The organism is Stenotrophomonas sp. CASM110 (assembly GCF_049384345.1).
Lineage (GTDB): Bacteria > Pseudomonadota > Gammaproteobacteria > Xanthomonadales > Xanthomonadaceae > Stenotrophomonas > Stenotrophomonas muris.
The window spans coordinates 95,946-112,084 of the sequence record NZ_JBMRGI010000002.1 but is presented as its reverse complement, the minus strand read 5'-3'; the positions used below and the strand labels follow the sequence as shown (position 1 = coordinate 112,084).

12 protein-coding genes are annotated in these 16,139 nt (G+C 67.7%); 6 read left to right on the top strand and 6 right to left on the bottom strand.

Annotation, left to right across the window (positions count from 1 at the left end; translation table 11 throughout):
* Positions 1-17 precede the first annotated feature (17 nt).
* Positions 18-1,478 carry a two-component system sensor histidine kinase CreC gene (creC, locus tag VG561_RS01885; RefSeq protein ID WP_423179323.1) on the bottom strand — a complete coding sequence of 487 codons (1,461 nt, stop codon included), beginning with the start codon at positions 1,476-1,478 and terminating at the stop codon, positions 18-20.
* Between the two features lie 3 nt (positions 1,479-1,481).
* On the bottom strand, positions 1,482-2,207 hold the full coding sequence (creB, locus tag VG561_RS01880) for a two-component system response regulator CreB (protein ID WP_423179322.1): 726 nt from the start codon (positions 2,205-2,207) through the stop codon (positions 1,482-1,484).
* A 35-nt stretch (positions 2,208-2,242) separates the two neighbouring features.
* Here creB and VG561_RS01875 point away from each other — a divergent pair, with 35 nt between their 5' ends.
* The 4 genes from VG561_RS01875 (at position 2,243) to VG561_RS01860 (ending at position 8,018) form a co-directional block, all read left to right on the top strand.
* On the top strand, positions 2,243-3,100 hold the full coding sequence (locus VG561_RS01875; RefSeq protein ID WP_134967354.1) for a 23S rRNA (adenine(2030)-N(6))-methyltransferase RlmJ: 858 nt from the start codon (positions 2,243-2,245) through the stop codon (positions 3,098-3,100).
* A 95-nt stretch (positions 3,101-3,195) separates the two neighbouring features.
* A complete protein-coding gene (locus VG561_RS01870; RefSeq protein ID WP_014646444.1) occupies positions 3,196-3,741 on the top strand; it encodes a GNAT family N-acetyltransferase in 546 nt (181 codons plus the stop codon).
* 149 nt (positions 3,742-3,890) lie between these two features.
* Positions 3,891-7,355: a transcription-repair coupling factor gene (mfd, locus tag VG561_RS01865; protein WP_075076202.1), complete on the top strand. Its 3,465-nt coding sequence runs from the start codon at positions 3,891-3,893 to the stop codon at positions 7,353-7,355.
* A 45-nt stretch (positions 7,356-7,400) separates the two neighbouring features.
* The gene (locus VG561_RS01860; RefSeq protein WP_014646442.1) at positions 7,401-8,018 is read left to right on the top strand and encodes an HD-GYP domain-containing protein; all 618 of its coding nucleotides are present in this window, start codon (positions 7,401-7,403) and stop codon (positions 8,016-8,018) included.
* A gap of 200 nt (positions 8,019-8,218) precedes the next feature.
* Here VG561_RS01860 and VG561_RS01855 read toward each other — a convergent pair whose 3' ends face one another.
* Positions 8,219-10,312 (bottom strand): M13 family metallopeptidase, encoded by a 2,094-nt coding sequence (locus VG561_RS01855; protein WP_197604499.1) that lies wholly within the window; start codon positions 10,310-10,312, stop codon positions 8,219-8,221.
* A gap of 137 nt (positions 10,313-10,449) precedes the next feature.
* On the opposite strand from VG561_RS01855, the gene VG561_RS01850 reads away from it, so the two are divergent.
* Positions 10,450-10,911, top strand: coding sequence for a hypothetical protein (locus tag VG561_RS01850; protein ID WP_229653742.1), 462 nt, complete (start codon positions 10,450-10,452; stop codon positions 10,909-10,911).
* A 111-nt stretch (positions 10,912-11,022) separates the two neighbouring features.
* Here VG561_RS01850 and gpmA read toward each other — a convergent pair whose 3' ends face one another.
* Complete coding sequence (gene gpmA / locus VG561_RS01845; protein WP_014036448.1) at positions 11,023-11,772, bottom strand: 2,3-diphosphoglycerate-dependent phosphoglycerate mutase; 750 nt, start codon at positions 11,770-11,772, stop codon at positions 11,023-11,025.
* A 93-nt stretch (positions 11,773-11,865) separates the two neighbouring features.
* On the opposite strand from gpmA, the gene nfi reads away from it, so the two are divergent.
* On the top strand, positions 11,866-12,540 hold the full coding sequence (gene nfi / locus VG561_RS01840) for a deoxyribonuclease V (RefSeq protein WP_014646440.1): 675 nt from the start codon (positions 11,866-11,868) through the stop codon (positions 12,538-12,540).
* A 38-nt stretch (positions 12,541-12,578) separates the two neighbouring features.
* Here nfi and VG561_RS01835 read toward each other — a convergent pair whose 3' ends face one another.
* Both VG561_RS01835 and VG561_RS01830 read right to left on the bottom strand, forming a co-directional pair.
* Positions 12,579-13,559 (bottom strand): cation diffusion facilitator family transporter, encoded by a 981-nt coding sequence (locus VG561_RS01835; protein ID WP_423179321.1) that lies wholly within the window; start codon positions 13,557-13,559, stop codon positions 12,579-12,581.
* Between the two features lie 183 nt (positions 13,560-13,742).
* Positions 13,743-15,992 (bottom strand): TonB-dependent siderophore receptor, encoded by a 2,250-nt coding sequence (locus VG561_RS01830; protein ID WP_197621023.1) that lies wholly within the window; start codon positions 15,990-15,992, stop codon positions 13,743-13,745.
* Between the last annotated feature and the right edge of the window lie 147 nt (positions 15,993-16,139).

Sequence of the window (16,139 nt, the reverse complement as noted above, 5' to 3'; positions counted from 1 at the left end):
TTGAAGCGAGTGTGAAGTCAGCGGCGCGGACGCTGGCCCCGCACTGACAACGGCAGCCAAAGGCTGGCCACGGTGCCACCGCCGTCGCGCGCGTCGAGGCTGGCGCGACCATCGTGCAGGCGCGCGACCTCCTGCACGAACGGCAGGCCCAGGCCGGAACTGCGCCGGCCGCTGCCCGGGCGGGCAAGCGAATAGAAGCGTTCGAACACCCGTTCGCGCGCGTAGTCGGGAATGCCGGCACCGCGATCCGCCACCTGCAGGCGCACGCCCTGCCCGTCCACCTCGGCCTGCAGCGCGATCTCCGCGCCGGACGGCGAGAAGGCAATCGCGTTGTCGATCAGGTTATGCAGTGCCTGCCGCAGCAGGTAGGCGTCGCCCTGCACCCGCAGGTCGAGCACGTTGCCGATGTGGACCCGCACACCGGCCGCCTGTGCACGCACCTGCGCGGCAGCGGCCGCATCGGCCAGCAATGCCGGCAATGCAATCGGGTCGCGGGTCTGCAGCCAACCGTGCTGTTCCACTTCGGCCAGCGCCAGCAGCTTGTCGATGGTCTCGGTCAGCCGCTCCTGCTGATCGACAATGCTGCGCGCGAAATGCACGCGGTCGGCCTCGGGCAGCGGCTCCTGCAGCAGCTCGGCGGCACCGCGGATCGCCGCCAGCGGGCTCTTCATCTCGTGCGTCAGCGACTGCACGTACTGCTCGACGTAGGCCTTGCCTTCGAGCTTGCGGCGCATCGTTTCCAGCGCCTGGCCGAGATCGCCGATCTCGTCGCGACGGCGCCGTGGTGGTGGCACCGGTTCGCCGGCGCTGACCGCGCGTGCATAGCGGCTGAGCTGGCCGAGGCCGGTGGTGAGCCACATCGTCACCAGCACGCCGACCAGCGCCGACAGCCCGATCAACCAGGCGCCGCGCTCGATGATGGCGCGCTGGCTGGCGGCGATGAACGGATCGATGCTGCGGTTGGGCTGGGCCAGGCTGAGCACGCCGATCAGGGTGCGCCCATCGGCCGGGTCGTATACCGGCGCCGCCACGTGCATCACGGTATCGCCTTCTTCGCCTGGTATTTCCGGGCTGGAACGGGCACCGTACTCGCCACGCAGGGTGCGGTAGACATCATTCCAGCGCGAATTGTCGCGCCCAAGGTCACGGCCCAGCGAGTCGTAGATGACGATGCCCTTGGCATCGGTGATGGTCACCCGGTAATCCAGCGAGCGCTTCGGGAAACGCCAGACCATTGCCTTCAGGTCGCGCTGCCGTGCCTTGGCCAGGTTGCGGGTGAAGCTGCCGCTGCGGATGGTGCCGTCCTTGACGTCGGCGGCGGCCATCTCGGCCAGCACGTTGGCCGCATCGACCAGGGTCGATTCCATCGCCTGGCGCACACCCGGCTTCACTTCGTTGACGAACACGCGCATCACGAAGAAGGCCGCGATGCCGGTGATCAGGAAGAAGCCCAGGAACAGCTTCAGCACCAGGCGCATCGGCTAGGCCTCCAGCGCGTAGCCAAGGCCACGGTGGGTGCGGATCGGGTCGTCGCTGGCACCGGCCGCGCGCAGCTTGGCACGCAGCGTCTTTACATGGGTATCGACGGTGCGGTCGGCACTGTCGGCGCTGCTGTCCCAGCCACGGTCCATCAGCTGGGCACGGCTGAGGATGGCACCGGGTCGCTGCAGCAGCGCCTCCAGCAGCGCGTACTCGTAGCGGGTCAGGTCCAGTGCCTGGCCACGGAAGCGGATGCGCCGGCCTTCGCGGTCGATGGCGAACGCGCCATGTTCCTGCCAGCCTGCATCGGCGCTGGGCGCTGCGAGGACCGGCGCCGCACGGCGCAGGCGTGCACGCACCCGCGCCACCAGCTCGCGCGGCGAGAACGGCTTGGTCATGTAGTCGTCGGCGCCCAGCTCCAGGCCGAGCACGCGGTCCACTTCATCATTGCGGGCGGTCAGGAAGATCACCGGCAGCTGCGCCGCCGGCCCGGGCTGCGCGCGCAGCCGCCGGCACACCTCGAATCCGCCCAGGTCGGGCAGGCCCACGTCCAGCACCACCACGTCGATATCCCCGGCCTGCAGCCGCTGCAGCGCCTCCCCGCCCAACAGGCAGTGGCTGGCGGCATAGCCCTCGCTGCGCAGCGCATAGAGCACGGTTTCGGCGATGGCGGCTTCGTCCTCGACTACCAGGACATGGGCAACGGGAGCTGTCATGGCGCGCAGCATAGCCGCTGCGGCCGCCGCCCCGTACACTGCCGCCCATGAACTATCGCCACGCCTTCCATGCCGGCAACCACGCCGATGTGCTCAAGCACATCGTGCAGCTGGCCCTGATCGACAGCTTCAAGCGCAAGGACAGCCCGTTCTTCGTGCTCGACACCCACGGCGGTGCCGGCCGCTACCTGCTGGCCAGCGAAGAGAGCCGCAAGACCCTGGAGGCCGAATCCGGGATCATGCGGCTGATGGCCCAGCCCAGGCTGCCGGAGGTGGTCGAGCGCTACCTGAAGGCGGTGCAGGCCGACAACCCGGTGGGCGCGCTGACCAACTACCCGGGGTCGCCGCTGCTGAGCGCACAGGCGATGCGCGCGCAGGACCGCATGGCGGTCTGCGAGCTGCAGGAAGCCGAAACGGCCACGCTGAAGGCCCTGTTCGCCCATGACAGCCGCGTCGATGTGCGCGCTGGCGATGGCTATGCCCTGCTGCGCTCGCTGCTGCCGCCGAAGTTCAACGGCAGCAAGATCGGCCGTGGCCTGGTGCTGATCGACCCGCCGTACGAGGCCCAGGACGCCGAATACCAGGCCGTGCTGGGCGCTCTGGCCGAGACCCTGGCGCGCTGGCCGCAGGCGACCTGCGCGGTGTGGTTCCCGATCAAGCAGCGCCGCACCATCCTGCACTTCCTGCGCAAGGCCACCGCCCTGCCGGTGAAATCGGCGATGACGATCGAGTTCCTGGTGCGCCCGGACGACTCGCCGCTGCGCCTCAACGGCAGCGGCATGCTGCTGCTCAACCCGCCGTGGCAGTTCGACCGGGTGGTCGGCCCGGCCCTGCCGGCGCTGCGCCAGCACCTGGGCGAACCGGGGGCCAGCACCCGCCTGGATTGGCTCAAAGCCCCCGAATGACGGCCTTCACGAGGCTGTACCGCCGTGAGCCTTTCGTTCACGGAATGCAGCCCCGGTGATGCCACAATCGATGGACCACCAAGGAATCACCCGGTATGGCCACTCGCAACCGCATGCCGCCCTGGCATGAGATCTTCAAGGCTCCCAGCGGCCACGAGCTGCTGATCCGCCCCATCCGCCCGGAAGATGGCGCACCGCTGCAAGCGGCGTTCAGCCTGTTCGGGCCGGAAGAAATCCGTGATCGTTTCCTGCAGGCGGTGACCGAGCTTTCGCCGGAAACCACCCAGCGCCTGACCCACCCGAATCCCAAGACCGAGATCACCCTGGTCGCAGCCGAATCCCTGCCCGCTGGCGAAGCGGTGGTCGGCGCGGTCGCCCGGGCCTCGATCATCCCCGGCACCCGTGAAGCCGAGTACGCGATCCTGATCAGCCGCTTCCTCATTGGCCAGGGCCTGGGCCGGCAGCTGATGCGCAAGCTGGTGAAGTGGGGCCGCGGCAAGTACCTGGACCGCCTGTACGGCGACGTCGCCGCCGAGAACGAGCCGATGAAACAGCTGGCCGCCTCGCTGGGCTTCAAGCCGGTCCCGCACCCGGCCGGTGCCGAAGGCCTGGTGCGGATGGTGCTGGAGCTGGACAACTGACAGATGCGCCGGGCCCCGCCCGGCGACGCCTGCCGGTAGTGCCGGCCGCTGGCCTGAACTGCGTTACCCCAACGGCACATGAGGCTGCCGGCAATCGGCCGGCACGACCCACCGGGCTTCGATCGGGCTTCTGCTAAAATCCGGGGTCCATGTCGCGTACCTCATACCCCGCCCCGCCGCTGCCGCGCGCCGGCCAGCTCCGCGCCTGGTGGCGCGCCCCCGCCTCGCCGACCGCCCTGGCCTGGTACCTTGCCCAGGCCGCGCGTGCGCACGACGCCCCGCTGCTGGTGATCGCCCGTGACAACCACGGTGCCAACCAGCTCGAAGCCGACCTGCACACCCTGCTCGGCGGCGATCCGGCCCTGCCGGTGGTCGCCTTCCCGGACTGGGAAACCCTGCCCTACGACCGCTTCAGTCCGCATCCGGACATCATTTCGCAGCGCCTGGCCGCCCTGCACCGCCTGCCCGCGCTGAAGCGTGGCCTGGTGATCGTGCCGGTGCAGACCCTGCTGCAGCAGCTGGCCCCGCGCAGCTACGTGATCGGTGGCAGCTTCGACCTGAAGGTCGGCCAGCGCCTGGACCTGGAAGCCGAGAAGCGCCGCCTGGAAAGCGCCGGCTACCGCAACGTGCCGCAGGTGATGGACCCGGGCGACTTCGCTGTGCGCGGCGGCCTGCTCGACGTGTACCCGATGGGTGCCGACGAGCCGCTGCGGGTGGAACTGCTGGACGAGGACATCGACTCGATCCGTGCCTTTGACCCGGAAAGCCAGCGTTCGCTGGACAAGGTCGAGGCGGTGCACATGCTGCCCGGCCGCGAAGTGCCGATGGATGAAGCCAGCATCGCCCGCGTGCTGGCCACGCTGCGCGAGCGGTTCGATGTCGATACCCGGCGCAGTTCGCTGTACCAGGACCTGAAGTCCGGACTGGCGCCGGCCGGCGTCGAGTACTACCTGCCGCTGTTCTTCGAACGCACCGCAACCCTGTTCGACTACCTGCCCAGCGGCAGCCTGCCGGTGGTCTGTGCCGGTGCGTATGAAGCGTCCGTCGCGTTCTGGGCGCAGACTGCGGACCGCTATGAGCAGCGCCGCCATGATGTGGAGCGCCCGCTGCTGCCGCCGTCGGCGTTGTACCTGTCGCCGGAGCTGCTGCGCGAGCGCCTGAACGATGCCCCGCGCATCGAGGTGTGGTCGGCTGACCATGCGCGCATCGCCGACGCGCACGCGCTGGGCGACCAGCCGCTGCCACCGCTGCCGGTGGCCGCGCGCGAAGCCCCCGCTGGCGAGGCGCTGAAATCCTTCCTCGGCCATTATCCGGGCCGGGTACTGATCGCCGCCGATTCACCCGGCCGCCGCGAGGCGCTGCTGGAAGTGCTGCAGGCCGCCGAGCTGAAGCCGCCGGTGGTGGCCGACCTGCCCAGCTTCCTCGCCGACGACGCGCGCTTCGCGATCGCGGTGGCACCGCTGGAGGATGGCTTCGCGCTGGACGATCCGCGCATCGCGGTGCTGACCGAGCGCCAGCTGTTCCCCGAGCGCGCCGGCAGCACCCGGCGCACGCGCCGTGCCGGCCGCGAGCCGGAAGCGATCATCCGCGACCTCGGTGAACTGACCGAGGGCGCGCCGATCGTGCACGAGGATCATGGCGTCGGCCGCTATCGTGGCCTGATCGCGATGGACGTCGGCGGCATGCCCGGCGAGTTCCTCGAAATCGAATATGCCAAGGGCGACCGCCTGTATGTGCCGGTCGCCCAGCTGCACCTGATCAGCCGCTATTCCGGTGCGTCGGCGGAAACCGCGCCGCTGCATTCGCTCGGTGGCGAGCAGTGGAGCAAGGCCAAGCGCAAGGCCGCCGAGAAAGTACGCGACGTCGCCGCCGAACTGCTGGAGATCCAGGCCCGCCGCCAGGCGCGTGCCGGCCTGGCACTGCAGGTCGACCGCGCGATGTACGAGCCGTTCGCGGCCGGTTTCCCGTTCGAGGAGACCCCGGACCAGCTGGCCGCGATCGACGCCACCCTGCGCGACCTGGCCAGCAGCCAGCCGATGGACCGCGTGGTCTGCGGCGACGTCGGCTTCGGCAAGACCGAGGTGGCGGTGCGTGCGGCCTTTGCGGCCGCCAGTGCCGGCAAGCAGGTGGCTGTGCTGGTGCCGACCACGCTGCTGGCCGAACAGCATTACCGCAACTTCCGCGACCGCTTCGCCGATTACCCGCTGAAGGTCGAGGTGCTGTCGCGCTTCAAGACCACCAAGGAAATCAAGGCCGAGCTGGAAAAGGTCGCCGCCGGCACCATCGACGTGATCGTCGGTACCCATCGCCTGCTGCAGCCGGACGTGAAGTTCAAGGACCTGGGCATGGTCATCGTCGACGAGGAGCAGCGTTTCGGCGTACGCCAGAAGGAAGCGCTGAAGGCGCTGCGTGCCAACGTGCACCTGCTGACCCTGACCGCCACACCGATTCCGCGCACGCTCAACATGGCCATGGCCGGCCTGCGCGACCTGTCGATCATCGCCACGCCGCCGCCGAACCGGCTGGCGGTGCAGACCTTCATCACCCAGTGGGACAACGCGCTGCTGCGCGAAGCCTTCCAGCGCGAGCTGGCGCGTGGTGGCCAGCTGTATTTCCTGCACAACGACGTGGAAAGCATCGGCCGCATGCAGCGCGAGCTGTCCGAGCTGGTGCCGGAGGCGCGCATCGGCATCGCCCATGGGCAGATGCCCGAGCGCGAGCTGGAAAAGGTGATGCTGGATTTCCAGAAGCAGCGCTTCAACGTGCTGCTGTCGACCACGATCATCGAGTCGGGCATCGACATCCCCAACGCCAATACCATCATCATCAACCGTGCGGACCGTTTCGGCCTGGCCCAGCTGCACCAGCTGCGTGGCCGCGTCGGACGTTCGCACCACCGCGCCTACGCGTACCTGATCACGCCCGACCGCCGCGCGATCACCCCCGACGCTGAGAAGCGCCTGGAAGCGATCGCCTCGATGGACGAGCTGGGCGCCGGCTTCACCCTGGCCACGCACGATCTGGAAATCCGCGGTGCCGGCGAACTGCTCGGCGAGGACCAGAGCGGGCAGATGGCCGAGGTCGGCTTCAGCCTGTACACCGAGCTGCTGGAGCGCGCGGTGCGCAGCATCAAGCAGGGCAAGCTGCCCGACCTTGATGCCGGCGAGGAAGTGCGTGGTGCCGAGGTCGAACTGCATGTGCCGGCACTGATCCCGGAAGACTACCTGCCGGACGTGCATACCCGCCTGACCCTGTACAAGCGTATTTCCAGCGCGCGCGACAGCGATGCGCTGCGCGAACTGCAGGTGGAGATGATCGATCGCTTCGGCCTGCTGCCGGATGCGGCCAAGCACCTGTTCGCCATCGCCGAGCTGAAGCTGAAGGCCAACACGCTGGGCATCCGCAAGCTGGACCTGGGCGAAAATGGTGGCCGCATCGTGTTCGAATCCAAGCCGAACATCGACCCGATGGCGGTGATCCAGCTGATCCAGAAGCAACCGAACCTGTACGCCATGGAAGGGCCCGACAAGCTGCGCATCAAGCACCCGCTGCCGTTGCCGGAAGACCGCTTCAACGCGGCCCGCGCCCTTCTGACCACCCTCGCCCCGGGTTGATCGCCCCCCGAACACCCCGCACCGGTCCCCACCCGGTGCGGGCGGATGACCATGTTTCCTGACGCCGTACCCGCCCCCGACCTGCTGCACGCGCAGGCCTGCCTGATCGATGCCCTCTCGATGTCGCTGCAGATGCGCGACGCCTACACCCGCCATCACTGCGACCGCGTCGGCCTGTTCGCGCAGCGGCTGGCCGCGCACTGCGATCTCGACGACGAGGCCTGTGCGCAGGTCGGCCTGGCCGCGCGCTTCCACGACATCGGCAAGATCGGCATTCCCGACGACGTACTGCTGGCGCCGCGCCGGCATACCGATGAGGAGCGCGCGATCATGCGCGAGCATCCGGTGCGCGGCGAGCACATCTTCCTGGCCACCGGCCGCAGCGACGCCGCGCCCGTGGCGCGGCTGATCCGCGCCCATCACGAAGCCTTCGATGGCAGCGGCTATCCCGATGGGCTGCGCGGCGAATCCATCCCGCTGGGCGCGCGCATCGTCACCATCGCCGATGCCTACGATGCGATGACCAGCGTGCGCCCGTACCGCGACGCGATGGAGCACGAAACCGCGTTGCGGATCATCGATTCGCAGTCTGGAGGGCTGGTGGATCCCTACGTGCTGCAGCGCTTCCATCGCATGCTGGCGCGGGAGCCGGAGCTGGCCTGAGATCTTCCGGAAGGTGAAACGACCCGTCGGTAGAGTCGACTGTCAGTCGACTGCTCTTCGTCCAGATCGCGAAAATCCCGCGCTGCGCGCGATAGTCGACTGACAGTCGACTCTACCAGTCGGCGCTGCGCTACCGGCCTGGAAGACAAAAGGCCCGGCATTCGCCGGGCCTTTCGCATCACGCAGTCACGGGTGATCGATTACCAGATCACCACGCGCTTGTCGTCGGCACGCACCATCGCGTCGCCGGCCTTGCACTGGAATGCAGCGGCATAGGACGGCATGTTCGACGGTGCGCCGTTGGCACGGAAGTTGGCCGGGGCGTGCGGATCGGTGTTCAGGCGGACGCGCAGCTCACCATCGGTGAAGTTGCGGCGCCACACGGTGGCCCAGTTCATGAAGAAGCGCTGGTCCTGGCTGTGGCCATCCACTTCGACATTCGCCTTCGGGTCTTCCTTCAGCGCCATCTGCAACGCGTCGTAGGCCACGGTCAGGCCGCCGAGGTCGCCGATGTTCTCGCCCAGGGTCAGCTTGCCCTTCACGAACACGCCCGGCACCGATTCATAGCCGTCGAACTGCGCGACCAGCTGGTCGGTACGCGCGGTGAAGGCCTTGCGGTCGGCGTCGGTCCACCAGTTGTCGAAGTTGCCGTTGGCGGCGAACTGGCTGCCCGAGTCGTCGTAGCCGTGCATCATCTCGTGGCCGATGACCGCACCGATGCCGCCGTAGTTCAGCGCCGGATCGGCCTTGGCGTCGAAGAACGGTGCCTGCAGGATCGCCGCCGGGAACACGATCTCGTTCTTGGTGGCGTTGTAGTACGCGTTGACGGTCTGCGGGGTCATGCCCCACTCGGTCTTGTCCACCGGCTTGCCGATCTTGTCCAGCATGTAGCGGTAGTTGAACGCACGCGCCGCCTGCATGTTGCCCAGGTAGCTGTCGCCGTTGGTCTGCAGGCCCGCCCAGTCACGCCACTTGTCGGGGTAACCGATCTTCGGGGTGAAGCTGGCCCACTTCTCCAGGGCCTTCTTCCTGGTTTCTTCGCCCATCCACGGCAGCTGCTCCAGGCGCGCCTTCAGCGCCTGCGACAGGTTTTCCACCAGGTGCTGCATGGCGACCTTCGACTCGGCCGGGAACACGGCGTCGACGTACAGCTGGCCCAGGGCTTCGCCCATGCCACCGTTGACCGACTCCAGCACGCGCTTCCAGCGCGGCTGCATTTCCTTCTGGCCACGCAGGGTGGTGCCATAGAAATCGAAGTTGGCCTTCTCGAACTGGCTGCTCAGGTACGGCGAGGCATCGTCGATGGTGTGGAAGCGCAGGTAGGCCTGCCAGGTGCTGGCCGGCACATCGGCCAGCATCTTGTCCATTTCAGCGAAGAAGCCCGGCTGGGCCAGCGAGAACTTCTGCGCGGCCGGCACCTTGAGGGTCTCGAACAGCGCGGTCCAGCTGAAGTTCGGGGTCAGCTTGTCGGCCTCAGCCGCGCTGAGCGGGTTGTAGCGCTTGGCCGGGTCACGCATTTCGATGCGCGACATCGAGGCCTTGGCCAGGCGGGTTTCGAAGGCCATCACGGCCTTCGCCTGCTCGGCGGCCTGCGCCGCGTCCACGCCGGACAGGGTCAGCACCTGTGCGATATAGGCCACGTAGGCGTCGCGGATCTTGGCCTGCGCATCGTCGAAGTAGTAGCCCTTCTCCGGCAGGCCCAGGCCACCCTGGCCGACGTAGGCGATGACGTTGGCCGAATCCTTGTAGTCGGCATTGGCGAACAGCGAGAACAGCACGCCCTTGCCCTCGGCCTGGCTGTCGCGCAGGTACCGGGTGATGGCGGCGGTGTCGTTCAGCGCGGTGATCTTGTCCAGCTGCGGCTGCAGCGGCGCCAGGCCGGCAGCTTCGATCTTCGCTTCATCGTTGCCGGTCTTCCAGATGTCACCGATCTTCGCTTCCACCGAGCCCGCCTTGGCCTGGCTGGCGGCGGCCTGCTGCACCAGCGCGTGCTGCACTTCCAGCGAGCGCTCGCGCAGGATCTCGAAGCTGCCCCAGGTGGTCTGGTCGCCCGGCACCGGGTTGGCCTTCAGCCACTTGCTGTTGACGAAACCATTGAGGTCGGTACAGGCCGGAATGGCCGGATCGAGGTCGGCGCTGTTGAGCGAGATCAGCGGCGTCTTGATCTGCGACAGGTCGAAGGCCGGCTTGGCGTCGGCACTGGCCGCCGGGGCGGTTTCGTTCTTGCCACAGGCCGCCAGTGAGGCAGCGATGGCGATGGTCAGGCCCAGCGGGACCAGGTTGCGGACGTTCATGAGGCTCTCCTGCGGGTAATTTCACAGGGTAGCCGCGGGAGCGACGCTGGGGACCGGCCAAAGGTCACGAGCGCATGGCGCGGCTCCGTCTGCATGCCGCTATGCTCTGGCTTCCGCGATCACTGGACTTCATGACCATGGACGAAGCTGCGCTGCTGCAGGCCATCGACGCTTGTGAGTGTCTGTTCCTGGCGGGCATCGGCGAGCCGGAAGCGAATCGTCTGCGCCTGGTCGTCGAGGAAGGCCTGGTGGTCGGAAAGCCCTCCCGTGTGGAGCTCGCTCATGGACGTTCAATCGATGATGCGCGTGCGATAGAGGTGATGCCCCACTCGCAGCGTTTTGAGCTGATCTGGGACCACTACATCAGCTACGCCGTGCACAACGAGTCCTACCAGCGCTGGGACGACGCCGAAACCTGGAGCGGCAACCTGTTCCGCCGCTACAGCCGTTCGAAGTTCCTCGATTATCTGGACCATGGCACCTTTGCCGATGTCAGTTACCCGGGCCCATTCACGCACTATCAGGTGATATGCCAGGAACACGTCATCGACATTGCCGCGTTGCGGCCGCCGAAGGTGCGCCGCATGGATCCCTCGTAGCTGGCTGATGCAGCCCCCCATGGGTTGGCTCTACCGGGTTGCGACAGCGCCGGCCGAGCGTGGGCTCGGCTGTACAAAAGCGAAGGCCGGCTTGCGCCGGCCTTGTGCTTCTTACTTCGCCTTGCCCTGGTTGGCCACGGCTTCGGCGGCCTTGCGCGCTGCTTCCGGGTCGCCCAGGTAGCGGAACGACTGCACGGTCAGGTCGTCGTTCAGTTCGAACAGCAGCGGGATGCCGGTCGGGATGTTCAGCTCGAGGATCTCCTCGCGCGAGACATTGTTGAGGTACTTGTACAGCGCGCGCAGCGAGTTGCCGTGGGCGGTGACCAGCACGGTCTTGCCGTCCTTCAGCTGCGGCGCGATGGCGTCGTGCCAGTACGGCAGAACGCGGTCCAGGGTGGTGGCCAGCGACTCGGTGCCCGGCAGCGCGTTGCGGTCCAGACCGGCGTAGCGGCGGTCATGGATCGGGTGGCCCGGATCTTCCAGGTCCATCGGCGGCGGCGGGATGTCGTACGAACGGCGCCAGACCTTGACCTGCTCTTCGCCGTGCTTGGCCGCGGTCTCGGCCTTGTCCAGCCCCTGCAGGCCGCCGTAGTGCCGCTCGTTGAGGCGCCAGGACTTGTTCACCGGCAGCCAGTCCTGCTCCAGCTCGGCCAGCGCACCCTGCAGGGTGTGGATGGCACGCTTGAGCACGGAGGTGTGGGCGACGTCGAACTGCAGGCCTTCCTCGCGCATCAGGCGACCGGCGGCGGCCGCTTCCCGGCGCCCCTGCTCGGTCAGGTCGACATCGACCCAGCCGGTGAAGCGGTTGTCCAGGTTCCACTGGCTCTGGCCATGGCGCAACAGTACGAGTTTACGGGTCACTGCAGGGTCTCCAACGCGAGGAAAGGCAGGCCGCCATTGTAGCCCGGCCGCCGCTCACCGGGCCGTGGCGCCGCCCGTGCGATGCTGTGACCGATGAATACGGTGATCGATCCCGGATGTTGGGAAGGCAGCGTCTCCGCGGCACGCGCGCAGCAGCTCCAGCTGGCCGGCCGCGTGGAGCGCCAGGACCGCCTGCCACGCGACGTCCGTTGGCTGGCCGGGCTGGATGTTGGCTTTGAAGACGACGGCGCCATCACCCGCGCCGCGGCGGTACTGCTGGACGTGGAGACGCTGAAGCCCGTGGCGCAGGAGATCGCGCGCATCCCCACGGTGATGCCCTACATCCCCGGTCTGCTCAGCTTCCGCGAGCTGCCGGCACTGCTGGCCGCGCTGGCGCTGCTGCCGCGCACGCCGGACCTGGTGTTCGTCGATGGCCATGGCATCAGCCATCCGCGCCGGCTGGGCGTGGCCGCGCATCTGGGCGTGGTCACCGACCTGCCCAGCATCGGCGTGGCCAAGTCAAAGCTGGTGGGCCGGTTCGTCGAACCGGGCGCCGAGGCCGGTGCACATGCGCCGCTGCAGGATGGCGACGAACAACTGGGCTGGGTGCTGCGCAGCAAGGTGCGCTGCAAGCCGCTGTTCGTGGCCGGCGGCCATCGGGTCAGTGCCGATACCGCGCTGGACTGGGTGCAGCGCACGCTGCGCGGTTACCGGCTGCCGGAACCGACCCGGCTGGCGGATCGGCTGGCCTCGCGACGCGACGAATGACCGCACCGGGCATTCCCCGGTGCGGCTTTCATTTTCATTCAATGATGCACGTGGCCGCGATGGCCCTGCGCGTCCTCACCGTGGTCGTGGCCTTCATGGCCCTGCTGCGCGCCGCCCTTGGCCGACGCCGGTCCAGCGCAGGCTTCACCACAGGGGTCCGCTTCGATCTGCAGCGTCACGTGCTCGATGCCGAAGTCATCGTGCAGGCGCCCGCCCAGCTCACGGCGCAGCGCATCGGCGTCGGTGCCGTCGCGCATCACGATGTGCGCGGTCAGCGCCGGCGTGCTGGAGGCCAGCGCCCACACATGCAGGTCATGCACGTCCAGCACCGCAGCATGACCGGACAGGCTGTCGCGCACCTTGGCCACGTCCATGCCCTTGGGCACGCCTTCCAGCAGCACGTTGATCGCCTCGCGCATCAGCACGTAGGTGCGCGGCAGTACCCACAGGCCGATCAGCACCGCCAGGATCGGGTCGATCGGCTTCCAGCCGGTCCACTTGATCAACAACGCACCGGCGATCACCGCCACCGAGCCAAGCATGTCCGCCCACACTTCCAGGTAGGCGCCCTTCACGTTCAGGCTCTCGCCGCTGCCGGCCTGCAGCAGGCGCATCGAGATCAGGTTGATGACCAGGCCTGCGGCGGCGATCACCAGCATGCCCGAAGATGCGATCTCCTGCGGTTCGCGGAAACGACCGATCGCCTCCCACAGGATGTAGGCGGCGACCACGAACAGCATGGCGCCGTTGATCATCGCGCCCAGCGCTTCCAGGCGTGCATAGCCGTAGGTGCGGCGCGCGTCCGGCGGGCGTCGGCTCAACCGCACCGCGACCAGCGCAATCATCAGTGCCAGTGCATCGGTGGCCATGTGTGCCGCGTCGGACAGCAGCGCCAGGCTGTTGGTCCAGAACGCGCCCACCACCTCGATGACGAGGAAGGTGGAGGTCAGGCCGAGCGCCCACCACAAGGGTTTCTCGTGGCGGATCTGGGATGGCAGGTGATCGTGGTCGTGGCCCATGGCAACAGCTCCTTTGCGATGCGGTGCAGGCTACGCCGTGCTGGCGGGGGAGACTATTACGGTGTTTATAACATTGCAGGCGCGCGGCGCCGGTGTCGCCGGGCAAGGCCCGGCGCTACCGGAGCGTGGCCGGCAGCGCCAGGCCTGGCCTGGCGACCGCAGCGGACCGGCGTCCGCGTGCGGTCAGAACCCGAAGCGCAGGCTGGCCCAGTAGGCGCGGCCCGGTTCGTTGTAGGTCGCCGCACCGGCATCGCTGCTGTTGGCCTCGCGGAACAGGCGCTTGTCGGCCAGGTTGTTCACGCCGAAGCCGAAGCTGACCGTCTCGGTCACCTTGTAGCGCGCGCTCACGCCCCAGATGTTGTAGGCACCGCGGTCCTGCAGCGCGATCGAGGGATCGCAGCTGCCGGTGCAGCGCGGATCATTGTTGATGTTGGCGGTGGCCGGTTCCTGCTTGCCGTAGAACGTGCCGGTCAGCAGCACCGACAGCTTGTCGGTGGCCTGCCAGTCCAGCATCGTGTTGACGGTGTACTTCGGGATCACCGACAGCGGCTGGCCGGTGCTCTTGTTCTCGTTTTCCACCATGTAGGTGAAGTTGTTGCTCCACTTCAGGCGGTTGCCCTGCTCGCCCAGCAGCGGGATCACCAGGTTGCCTTCAAGCCCCTGCACGATCGCCTTGGGCGCGTTCTCCCAGCGGAAGATGCGGCCCTTGGTGTCGGCGGTCAGGCCAATCTGGGTGTAGCCGGCCTGGATCTTGTCCTTGTAGTCGTTGTGGAAGTAGGTCAACGAGGCCTGCCAGCCGCTCTGCGGTGCCCACTCGATGCCCAGTTCCTTGTTCAGGCTGGTTTCCGCCTTCAGGTCCGCGTTGCCGCGCATGTAGCAACCGGCACCCAGGCTCGGCAGTGCATTCGGGCAGCCGTTGCCACGGGTGTAGTACAGATAGTCCGGATTGGACTGGTACAGGTTCGGCGCCTTGAACGCGCGGGCGATGCCGCCCTTCACCACCCAGTCGCTGTTGATGCGGAACTGCGCATTGAGGCTGGGGCTGGTGTTGTTGCCGAACTGGCTGTGGTGGTCGAAGCGCAGGCCCGGGGTGACGATCCAGCGCTCACCCAGGTAGATGTTGTCTTCGACGAACACTGCGGTGGTCTGCGCGTCGGCCTTGCCCCGCGCGCGATCGGCCGACAGCCCCGGGATGCCGCCGCCGCTGCTGCTGGACTGGCTCATCGAGTACGGGTCGGTCAGGCGGCTGTCCAGGTATTCAAAGCCCAGCGTCCAGATGTTCTCGGCGCTGCCCAGCGAGGTCGGGAAGCTCACTTCGCCATCCAGCTGGTAGTTGCGCAGGCGCGAGGTCGACCAGTCGGTGCCATTGAAGCTGCCTTCCGGGCCACCGGCCAGGCCTTCATTGATGCGCGAGTTGTTGACCGCTTCCACCGCGGCGGTCACCCGCGAGGTCACGTCGCCCCAGCGGCCGCGATGGGTGATCGCGCCCGTGTTGCGGTACATGCGGTTGGTTTCCGCTTCGCCGTCGGCCAGCGCCGCCAGGTCAACGCCGGTCGAGGTACCGGTAGTGCTGACCGCGCGGTCACCGGCGTAGATGTTGCCCTGGCGGCTGGTGCCGGCTTCGAACTCCACCACCTGGTCGGTGGTGATGTCCCAGCGCAGCAACGCGTTGACGTCGCGGTTCTTGACACCCTCGCGGCCAGCCGGTGGCACCGCGTTCGGGTTGGTGGCGTACTGGCGGTTGAGGTCCAGTGAGTCGGCGTCGGTCTTGTTGAGGTTGCCGTACAGGCGGAACGACAGGGTGTCGGTCATCGGCCCGCTCAGCTGCAGGCCGACGCGCTCGCTGCCGCCTTCGGCGCTGTGCTCGGGCACCAGGCCATACAGGTCGACCGCGCCGGTCAGGTCGCCGGTCGGGCGCTTGGTGATGATGTTGACCACGCCGCCGGACGCACCGGAGCCATAGCGTGCCGCCGCAGGGCCGCGCAGCACTTCGATGCGCTCGATCATTTCCGCCGGCACCCAGTTGGTATCACCGCGGGTATTGCGCTCACCGCTACGGCCCATGCGCACGGCGTCACGCGCACCGATGCGCTTGCCGTCGACCAGGATCAGGGTGTTTTCCGGGCCCATGCCACGCAGGTCGATCTGGCGGTTGTTGCCGTACTGGCCCGAGGCGCTGTTGCCGGTGAGGTTGACGCCCGGCATGGTGCGCAGCAGCTCGGCGATGTCGTTGGCCGGCGGGCGCTTGGCGATGTCCTCGGCGGTGATGGTCGAGGTACCCAGTGCCTGGCGGGCAATCTGCGAGGCGGTGACATGCACCGTGTCGATATCGGTGGCATCGGTTTCGGCCTGGGCGGTCAGGGCGCTTCCCGCCAGCAGGGCGGCAACGGCGAGCGCCAGCGGGCGCGGCGAAAGGACAACGGCAGGAGACATGATCTGGACCTTCTGGCAGGGCAACGGGGCCTCTGGCAAAGGGCTTGAGGCAACGACGAGGGGGAGGCGGAGCGTCGCTGCAGTCGCCTGCGGGCCGATCCGTGCGCGCATTCTCCCATCAATGCGAGTGATTCTCAAATGCGTTCA